The sequence below is a fragment of the Dyella sp. genome (genome assembly GCF_035508675.1).
Lineage (GTDB): Bacteria > Pseudomonadota > Gammaproteobacteria > Xanthomonadales > Rhodanobacteraceae > Dyella_B.
Window position 1 is genome coordinate 1 of record NZ_DATJMN010000321.1, and the last position, 9022, is coordinate 9022.

Below are 9022 nucleotides of genomic sequence, written 5' to 3' on the forward strand. Positions count from 1 at the left end.
AGTATGGATGGCAGCAAGCTCGCCATGAACAACTTTGCCCTTCAGCAACATGGACACAAACCGGTTGCATGGCAAACCTTGACGGTCGGCATCAACCATCTCGACCTCGGCAGCAGCACGGCGCAACTGGGCGACGTCACGCTGCATGGCCTGGACATCGACGCACGGCGGCTGAAGAACGGCAAGATCGATCTTGTGAATCTGGCCAAGCCATCACCACCGGCCAAGGGCAAGCAGGCCGCCTCGCCATCCTGGCACTGGAGCGTGGCGCACCTGGTCATCGACGGCAGCAGCTTTGCGCTCACCGATCCCACCCTGCCCGCCAAGCGGGGAAGCATCAGAGTGGATGCCGACAAATTCGGCATCGACGGCATCTCCGATGACATGCACAAGCCGATCAAGCTCGATCTGAGCGGCGGCATGGGCCACGGCAAATTCAAGGTGGATGGCCAGCTCAAACCCGAACCGTTGGACGCGGATCTGCGCGTGGTGGCGACCAAACTGAACGTTGCGCCATTTGCGTCGCTCGTGCAGGTACCGTTGAACGTCAACCTGGATAGCGCGCTGCTCAGCGCGAATGGGCGTATCAGTTACCGTGATCACAAGCCACAGCCGCTGATGGATTATCGGGGCCGCATGCTGTTGAGTCGCGTACGCGTGCAGGACAAGGTCACCGGCGACGATTTTCTGCGCTGGAACTCGCTGGCGCTCAATGGCATGAAGCTCCGCATGGGCGGCACCGCGCCGACCATCGATATCGGCGGTATCGCGCTCGGCGACTTTTATGCGCGCGTGATCATCAACGCCAACGGCCGGATCAACCTGCAAGACGTCATATCCAACCCGGCGCAGGCACCGGTGTCCGTAACGCGCGCGCAGGCAGGCCCGGCGCCGGCCCTGGGCGTGCCGTCGCCACCCGAGAAGGAATCGTCACGCACACCCGGTGGCGGCACCGCGACCACTTCCGCGTCCACCTCGCCGCCGACTGCTATCCATATCGGCCAGATCACGCTGGCCAGCGGCAATCTCAACTACACCGACAACTTCATCAAGCCCAACTACACCGCCAACATCACGCAACTGGCCGGCAAGATTGGCGCTTTCGGTACGGATACCAGCGGCACGCCCGCCGATGTCACGCTGCAAGGCGAGCTGGACGACAACTCGCCGGTGAACATCCAAGGCACCATCAATCCGCTCACGCCGATGGCGTTCCTGGACATCAAGGCCACCGCGCAAGACGTGGAGCTCACGCATCTGACGCCCTACTCCGGCAAGTATGCCGGCTACCCGATCACCAAGGGCCGGCTCACCATGGACGTGCATTATCAGCTCGATCAAAACAAGCTCAATGCCGACAACCACATCGTGCTCAACCAGCTCACCTTCGGCGATCGCATGGAAGGCCCTGGCATCAGCCATTTGCCGGTGAAGCTGGCCGTGGCCTTGCTGAAGGATTCCAACGGCAACATCGATATCCACGTGCCGGTTTCCGGTTCCCTCAATGATCCGGAATTCAGCCTGGGCGGCGTGATCTGGCAGGCTTTTGTCAATCTGCTCAAGCGCGCCGTCACCTCGCCGTTCCGCCTGCTTGCTTCGATCGGCGGCGGTGGCAGCAACCAGGATCTGGACTATGTGGAATTCGCACCGGGCTCGGCCGTGCTCGATGCGCAGGCAAAGGACAAGCTCGCGCACGTGGTGGACGTGCTCGACAAGAAAACCGATCTCAAGCTCGACATCACCGGCCGTGTCGACCCGAGCGTCGACGAACAAGGTTTGCGCTCCGTGACCGTGGACGACATGGTGCAAAAAGAGGAAGCCGACGACATCGGCACCGCTGCCGCCACGGCCGCACCGGTGAAACCCGGCACCGACGACTACAACAAATACCTGACCAAGGCCTACAAGCACGCCAAGTTCAAGAAGCCGCACGACCTGATCGGCCTGACCAAGTCCCAGCCGCCGAATGAAATGGTCAAGATGATGGAAGCCAACGTAACCGTCGACCCGGATGCGCTCCGCCACCTGGCTGAGCGCCGCGCCGATGCAGTACGTCAATATCTCCATGGCAAGATCGCCGACAACCGTGTGTTTGTGCTGGCGCCCAAGCTCGATGCGAAGGGGATCGACGATAAGGGCAAGACGACGCGCGATGATTTTGGGTTGCACATGTAATCGCGCGGACGCGTTGGCTGGGATGAAATCCCAGCATCAGGACGCCCAAGGTTTAATGCTTCAAGTCTCACCATAGGGTCAGAAGTGGACGTTACTCGTCACGCCACCAGCCCGCCACAAACCCAGGCGCAGTCGGCCATGGTTGCTGCGGATGTGCAGCATCAGCCGTCGTAAACGTTTGCCGCAAGAAAAGGCATGCCCCTTGCTTCGATAGCGCTGTTGACCTGTCTCCGGGCACTCAAGCCCGGCCGTTCCACCACTAAGGAAGGTCCTGCATGAGTGCAATTCCGCAAGCGCCATCGAACAATACCGCTCGCGGCAGCCTTGCCTGCGTCGGCATGGGCATGACCCTGGGCTCCCATCTCACGCCATTGGCACGCGATCATATCGAGCAGGCCGACGTGGTCTTTGCGGCCCTTTCCGACCACATCGTGGAGCTGTGGTTGCAGCGCATGAACAAGGATGTACGCAGCCTTCAGCCCTATTACGGAGAGGGCAAATCACGGATGAAAACCTATCGGGAATGGGTGGATCTGCTGATAACCGAGGTGCGCGCCGGCAAGCGTGTCTGCGCTGTGTTTTATGGCCACCCCGGCATCTTCGCCTGGTCGCCGCACAAGGCGATCGAGATCGCCCGTGCGGAAGGCTTTCAGGCGTATATGGAGCCAGGTATTTCCGCCGAGGACTGCCTCTATGCCGACTTAGGCATTGATCCCGGCCGTTTCGGCTGTCAGCATTTCGAAGCAAGCCAGTTGCTGTTCTACGAGCACCGCATCAACCCCGCTGGCTACGTGGTGCTATGGCAGGCCTCGCTGGTCGGTGACTGGTCGCTAACGCGGCTCGAAACCGGACCGGAATATCGACAAGTACTGGTGGACAGACTCAGCCAGGATTATCCGCCCGATCACGAGGTGATCATCTACCATGGGGCGACGCTGCCGATCGAAAACTCCCATATCCGGCGCGTCAAATTACGCGATTTACCCGATACCACGCTAGCTCCCCAAGAGACCGTGGTACTGCCCCCGGCCATACCGTTGAGGCCGAACCTCCCCATGCGCGAACGGCTGGCGGAACTGGATAAGGCAATCGGCTTCGCATGAAGTGTGGTAACAAACGCTCCATCAACGCATCAGAGCAGTCAACTTGACGAGGAAGGGGAAGCACATGGCAGATACGATTGAATGGCTGGAAACGATCGGCAAAAGCGCCGCGCTGCGTCGCGCTCCGGCCGAGGAACTTGTGGAAACCTTGGAACTGACGGACGCCACGGATGCTTTGAAAACGGCCGTGATGTCTGGAGATCGCTCTTGGTTGTTTGCCGAACTCGGGCACAAGTCCATGAGAGTGCAAGATATGAACGGCCCCTCACACGAGGAAGAGCCGGATCATGACCACGACGAGCACACTCCAGTTCGTCCGCCTCACCCCGATCAAGACCAACCACCGCGCGATCAATAGGCTGCATGTCGCGGTGTAAGCGCCGCTTCAGGCCATGGCCCATTTTTGTGGCCATGGCGTTTTGCGCTTTGATGCAGCCACTGCACGCTATTACACCGGCACCGCCCATTGCGGCGCTGCTTGCCCAAACTGAAAGCCTGCGTACATCCAATCACCCTCAATTTCAACGACTCCTGGAAGCACTGCACCAGCAAATTCCCAGTATGTCCGCGCACGAGCGTTGGCAGTTGCGCTACCTGGACGCGTACCAAGCTTCCTTCGAAGGTTATTACGCCAATGCCGAGATCATGCTGCGGGATATCATCGATCATTCCGGTGATTCGATCTTGATGGCCAAGGCCTCTGCCGTTCTCATGAACGACATGGGTAGCAGCAAACGCTATACGGAGGCGTTTGAGCTCGCCAATGGGCTGGTGGCCGATCTGCCGAAAATGCAGGACAAGCTGACTCGCTTCCTGGTCTTGTTCTACCTCTCACAGTTGCTCAAATCTGCGGGACAGTACGATCTGGCGGCTAACTATGCGCGCGACATGATGCAGACGCTTCCTGCTGGGGAAACATCATGTAAACCGCAGGCCTTGCTCATACAGGTGTTCCACGAGAGTCACAAGCTAGCCTCCGCAACGCCGGAGCTTCAACACGGAATCGAGATCTGCCAGAACGCCGGCGAGCCGGTGATTGCTGATTCGCTGTTGCTTACAAAAGGCAGCCTTTACCTGGATGAAGGGCAGCCGGAAAAGGCGATGGCGTTGCTCCAGCGCATTACCCCAAGCATTCGCTCAAACCCCAATTATTACAACACGCTGGGTCTTCGAGTGGAACTTGCTCAGGGGTATTGGAAACTCGGCAAGGACGACCAGGCACGCGCGGCAGCGCTCAACGCCCTGGCTGCCGCTTCTCCGGATGATGTCAACGAGGCGTTGAGAAACACCTACGAAGTGCTCTACCACGTTGAAAAAAAAGATGGTAACGCGGCAGCTGCACTAAGCTATTACGAACGCTACGTCGCGCAGAACCTCGGTCATCTCAACGATGTCAGCGCCAGGACGCTAGCATATGACGTAGCCCAGCAGCGGATGCTTGCGCAAAAGCTTGAGACCGAAAAACTGAGCAAGCAAAACAACATCCTTCGACTGCAGCAGACACTTGCCGCCAAGACGATCGAGACCGGCCGACTCTATATCATCTTGCTTCTGGTATTGCTAGCGTCCGTCATCTTCTGGCTGTTCCGCATCAAGCGTTCTCAACTTCACTTTCAACAGCAGGCCCGTCTCGACGGGCTTACCGGCATCCTCAACCACCAGCACTTCATCAGCGAAGCGCAGCGCAGCTTACGCTTGCTGGCGCGCAAGCAAGGCACCGCCTGCCTGCTATCCATCGACCTGGACTACTTCAAGCAGATCAACGATACGCACGGTCACGCCATCGGCGATGCGGTGCTGAAACACACAGTCGCCATCTGCAAGCAGCCATTGCACGCCAATGACTTGTTCGGCCGGCTTGGCGGTGAGGAATTCGGCATCCTGTTGGTGGAATGCTCCCCCGGACAAGGCGCTGCCATGGCCGATCGCATCCGCACAACCATTGAAGCGACACCGGTCGACATCGACGGACGCTCGATAACGTTCTCCGCCAGCATTGGCCTGGCCTCCACCCTGACGTCCGGCTACGAATTGCAACGGCTTTGCCGCGACGCCGATGCGGCGCTGTACCGCGCCAAGCACATCGGGCGCAATCGTGTCATCGCCTATGCCGAGCACGGCGACTTGGCCAAGGTATTCAATGCCGGGCATACGGGTCAATGACCTCGTTGCGTGAGGCGTGAAACCTCAACATCACAGCGTTGTATGTAGCGGCATCGGGCAAGCAACAGTCCAATTCGGCGTCGAGGATTCCCCGGGAGACTGAACCCGGTTTCCCCGAACGCTGCCTCGGATCACAATACCCGCTTTCCCACCACCCGATTGCCCGCCATGAGCTACCCCGGCCAGACTCGCTACGCCCAGGAACTCCACTCCATCCGCGACCAGGGCCTGTTCAAGGCCGAACGCATCATCACCTCGCCCCAATCCGCCGAGATCGAACTGGAAGGCGGTCGCAAGGTGCTGAATTTTTGCGCCAACAATTATCTGGGACTGGCCGACCATCCCGAGGTGATCCAGGCCGCCAAGGAGGCGCTCGACACGCATGGCTTCGGCATGGCCTCGGTGCGCTTCATCTGCGGCACGCAGGATCTGCACAAGCAGCTGGAAAAGAAGATTGCCGATTTCTTCGGTACCGAGGACACCATTCTCTACGCCGCCTGCTTCGATGCGAATGGCGGTCTGTACGAGCCCTTGCTGGGTGAAGAAGACGCCATCATTTCCGATGCGCTCAATCACGCCTCCATCATCGACGGCATTCGCCTGTGCAAGGCCAAGCGCTTCCGCTACGCCAACTGCGACATGGCCGATTTGGAAAAGCAGCTGCAGGCTGCCGATGCGGCCGGTGCGCGCACCAAGCTGATCAGCAGCGATGGTGCGTTTTCGATGGACGGGTTTATTGCCCCGCTGGACAAGATCACCGCGCTGGCTGCCAAGTACAACGCGCTGGTGCATATCGATGAATGCCACTGTACCGGTTTTCTTGGCCCCCACGGCCGCGGCTCGGCGGAGGTACATGGCGTGCTGGACAAGATCGACATCGTCACCGGCACGCTGGGCAAGGCACTTGGTGGTGCGCTGGGTGGCTTTACGACGGGACATGGCGAAATCATCGAGATGTTGCGCCAGCGCTCACGCCCTTATCTGTTCTCCAACTCGCTGCCGCCGCACGTGGTCGCCGCCGCGATCAAGGTGTTCGACATGCTGGGCTCGGCCGGCGACTTGCGCGAGCGTGTGCAGGAAAACACCCGCTACTTCCGCGAGCAGATGACCAAGGCCGGCTTTGACATCAAGCCCGGTGTGCACCCGATCGTGCCGGTGATGGTATACGACGCCAAGAAGGCGCAGGCGATGGCCACAGCACTGCTCGACGAAGGCATCTACGTGACGGGTTTCTTCTATCCGGTGGTGCCGCAGGGGCAGGCACGCATCCGCACGCAGATGAGCGCGGCGCATACGCGCGAGCACCTGGATCGTGCGATTGCGGCGTTTACCAAGGTCGGGCGTTCGCTTGGCGTGATCGGTTGATGTTTCGCCGGCTCATCCCCCTTCCCTGCAATGTAGCTGGGAGGGGTGGGTTGGGATGGATATCCGGGCTTTCCTGCTGGTACCGGCCGCCATCAGCTATGCGGTGGCGCACCGGACGTGATCGGAAAAAATACTATTTGCGCCGTCTTGGATCAGAACCGCCACCATGCTGCGGTCGAGCGGACGTTGCAGGCGGTACGGAAGCATGTGCATTTTTAGGCTTGCCTTGTGCATGCGCCGATGCGTTTGAGAGGCTTGCCACTTCCTCCGCGGTGAGATGACGCCATTGCCCTTTGGCAAGATCGCCCAGAGCAAGGCTGCCGATAGCCACGCGGATCAATTGCAATACGCCGATATCCTGGGCTGCCAGTAAACGGCGGATATGCCGGTTGCGCCCCTCATCGAGTGCGATTTCAAGCCAGGCGTTCTTTTCGCCCGCTCGCAACAGCGATACACGCTTGGCGGCCAGTTGCTCACCACGATCGTCAATGCCTTGCAGCATGCGATCGAGCACGCGTGAATCGGGAATGGTGTCGATCTGCACGTGGTACACCTTGTCCACGTGATGATGTGGGTCGGTGAGTCCCGCCGCCCACACGCTGTCGTTGCTGAGCAGCAGCAAGCCAGCGCTTGCCTTGTCGAGCCTGCCTACTGGCCCCAGCCACGGCAGGCCTGTACCCGCCAGCAAGCCATACACGGTATCGCGCCCACGCTCGTCGGCAGCGCTCACCACGATGCCGCGCGGCTTGTTGAGGGCGATGTAGACGCGCTTGGCCGCAGCAATGGTCTCGCCATCCAGGCAAATGCGCTCGCGCTCGGCGTCGGTGGCACGCTCCGGATCACGCATGGTGCGGCCATCTACTGTGACCCTTCCTTCACGCACAGCTTTTTCCGCCTGGCTGCGTGAGCACACGCCCAGCTTGCTAAGTACGCGCGCAAGTCCATGGCGCGGGGCCGCAGGCGCTGCGGCAGCATGGCGTGATCGGGAAGCGGTCATGGTGTCGACGATAAAAGAAAAGCCCGGCGATTGCCGGGCTTTTCCGTATGGCTTGCCGAGGTTCGATTACTGCTGAACCTGCAGCTCCGTACGACGGTTGCGAGCGCGACCCGCGTCCGTCTTGTTGGTGTCGATCGGATCGTTCATGCCGTGACCCACCGGACCTTCCAGACGGCTCGGGTCGATACCATGCGCGGTCAGGTAGTCGTACACGATCTTCGCACGACGCTCCGACAACGCCTGGTTGTAGGCCGGCTTGCCGATGCTGTCCGTGTAACCGGCCACCATCACCTTCACCTGCGGATAGCGCTTGAGCGTATCCACCGCCTGGTCCAGGATCGCCAGCGAATCGCTGCTCGGCACGGCCAGGGTCGGTTCGATGTTGGTCTCGCCCTTCTTCGGACGGTCGAACTTGAAGTTCACGCCCTTCAGGTCGATCACCACCTTCTGCGGGCAGCCATCCGGGCCAACGATCGTGCCTTCCGGCAGATCCGGGCACTTGTTGTCGCACAGGTTCACACCATTGCGGAACTGCTTGGAGCAGTCCGGAGCGGCCGGCGGCGGCGGCGGGGCCGGCTGGGCGGCCGGAGCCGGCACGTTGCCGATCTTGGCCACCAGGCTGAAGCCCAGGAACCAGTCGCCATAACCGTTCTTCGCCGGCTGGGTCTTGTCGTCCCAGTCGTAGCGGTAGCCGGCTTCCACGCGGAAGTCCGCGCTATCGGTGATCGACTTCGATACACCCACGCCGCCTTCGGCGGCCGGAGCCCAGTCGCGGCTCAGCGGGTTGTGGTGGTAGCTGCCCATCACACCGCCCAGCAGGTACGGACGCCACGCGTTCGCATCACCGAAGAAGTAGCGCGCCGACACACCGTAGTTGTTGTTCGACCAGGTGTTGCCCTGACCAAACACCGCCGAATCGCCGTGGCGCTTGGTGCGGTCCATGAACAGTTCCACCGCCACGTTCGGGCTGATGAACTTGCCCACCGACAATCCGTAGTAAACCTGACGGCTGCGCGTGTTGCGGTCGGTGTCGTTGTAGTAGCCGCCTACCGTCGGTGCGACGTACCAGCGGTCGTCAAATCCGTTCGGCCATGCCGGCGCCGTGCTGCTGCCCGTGCTGCTGGCAGCCGTGGTGTCCTGCGCGTGAACGGCACCTACGCCGCCCAGGGCAAGAGCGATCAGAAAATACAGGCCCTTACGTTTCATCAGGTGTCTCCTC

The 9022-nt window shown here is 60.4% G+C and carries 7 protein-coding genes; 5 read left to right on the forward strand and 2 right to left on the reverse strand.

Going from position 1 to position 9022, the window contains the following annotated elements; all coding sequences use genetic code 11:
* From VMA74_RS17125 to kbl, 5 genes are all read left to right on the forward strand, one after another.
* A partial coding sequence (locus VMA74_RS17125) for a DUF748 domain-containing protein (RefSeq protein WP_325369148.1) occupies positions 1 to 2175 on the forward strand: 2175 nt, incomplete at its 5' end.
* Between the two features lie 275 nt (positions 2176 to 2450).
* On the forward strand, positions 2451 to 3278 hold the full coding sequence (locus VMA74_RS17130; protein WP_325369149.1) for an SAM-dependent methyltransferase: 828 nt from the start codon (positions 2451 to 2453) through the stop codon (positions 3276 to 3278).
* A 64-nt stretch (positions 3279 to 3342) separates the two neighbouring features.
* Positions 3343 to 3636: a hypothetical protein gene (locus tag VMA74_RS17135; RefSeq protein WP_325369150.1), complete on the forward strand. Its 294-nt coding sequence runs from the start codon at positions 3343 to 3345 to the stop codon at positions 3634 to 3636.
* 71 nt (positions 3637 to 3707) lie between these two features.
* Complete coding sequence (locus VMA74_RS17140; RefSeq protein ID WP_325369151.1) at positions 3708 to 5441, forward strand: GGDEF domain-containing protein; 1734 nt, start codon at positions 3708 to 3710, stop codon at positions 5439 to 5441.
* A gap of 168 nt (positions 5442 to 5609) precedes the next feature.
* Positions 5610 to 6806, forward strand: a complete 1197-nt coding sequence (gene kbl, locus VMA74_RS17145; protein ID WP_325369152.1) for a glycine C-acetyltransferase — start codon at positions 5610 to 5612, stop codon at positions 6804 to 6806.
* A gap of 133 nt (positions 6807 to 6939) precedes the next feature.
* On the opposite strand, the gene VMA74_RS17150 is transcribed toward kbl, so the two are convergent.
* Both VMA74_RS17150 and VMA74_RS17155 read right to left on the reverse strand, forming a co-directional pair.
* Entirely contained in the window at positions 6940 to 7803 is an 864-nt protein-coding gene (locus VMA74_RS17150; protein WP_325369153.1) for a pseudouridine synthase, read from the reverse strand.
* Positions 7804 to 7869: 66 nt separating this feature from the next.
* Entirely contained in the window at positions 7870 to 9009 is a 1140-nt protein-coding gene (locus VMA74_RS17155) for an OmpA family protein (RefSeq protein ID WP_325369155.1), read from the reverse strand.
* Positions 9010 to 9022 lie beyond the last annotated feature (13 nt).

Coding starts and splice junctions, on each gene's coding strand:
- VMA74_RS17150 (WP_325369153.1), bottom strand. CDS start 7,803: ATGACCGCTTCCCGATCACGCCATGCTGCCGCAGCGCCTGCGGCCCCG.
- VMA74_RS17140 (WP_325369151.1), top strand. CDS start 3,708: ATGCAGCCACTGCACGCTATTACACCGGCACCGCCCATTGCGGCGCTG.
- VMA74_RS17130 (WP_325369149.1), top strand. CDS start 2,451: ATGAGTGCAATTCCGCAAGCGCCATCGAACAATACCGCTCGCGGCAGC.
- VMA74_RS17135 (WP_325369150.1), top strand. CDS start 3,343: ATGGCAGATACGATTGAATGGCTGGAAACGATCGGCAAAAGCGCCGCG.
- kbl (WP_325369152.1), top strand. CDS start 5,610: ATGAGCTACCCCGGCCAGACTCGCTACGCCCAGGAACTCCACTCCATC.
- VMA74_RS17155 (WP_325369155.1), bottom strand. CDS start 9,009: ATGAAACGTAAGGGCCTGTATTTTCTGATCGCTCTTGCCCTGGGCGGC.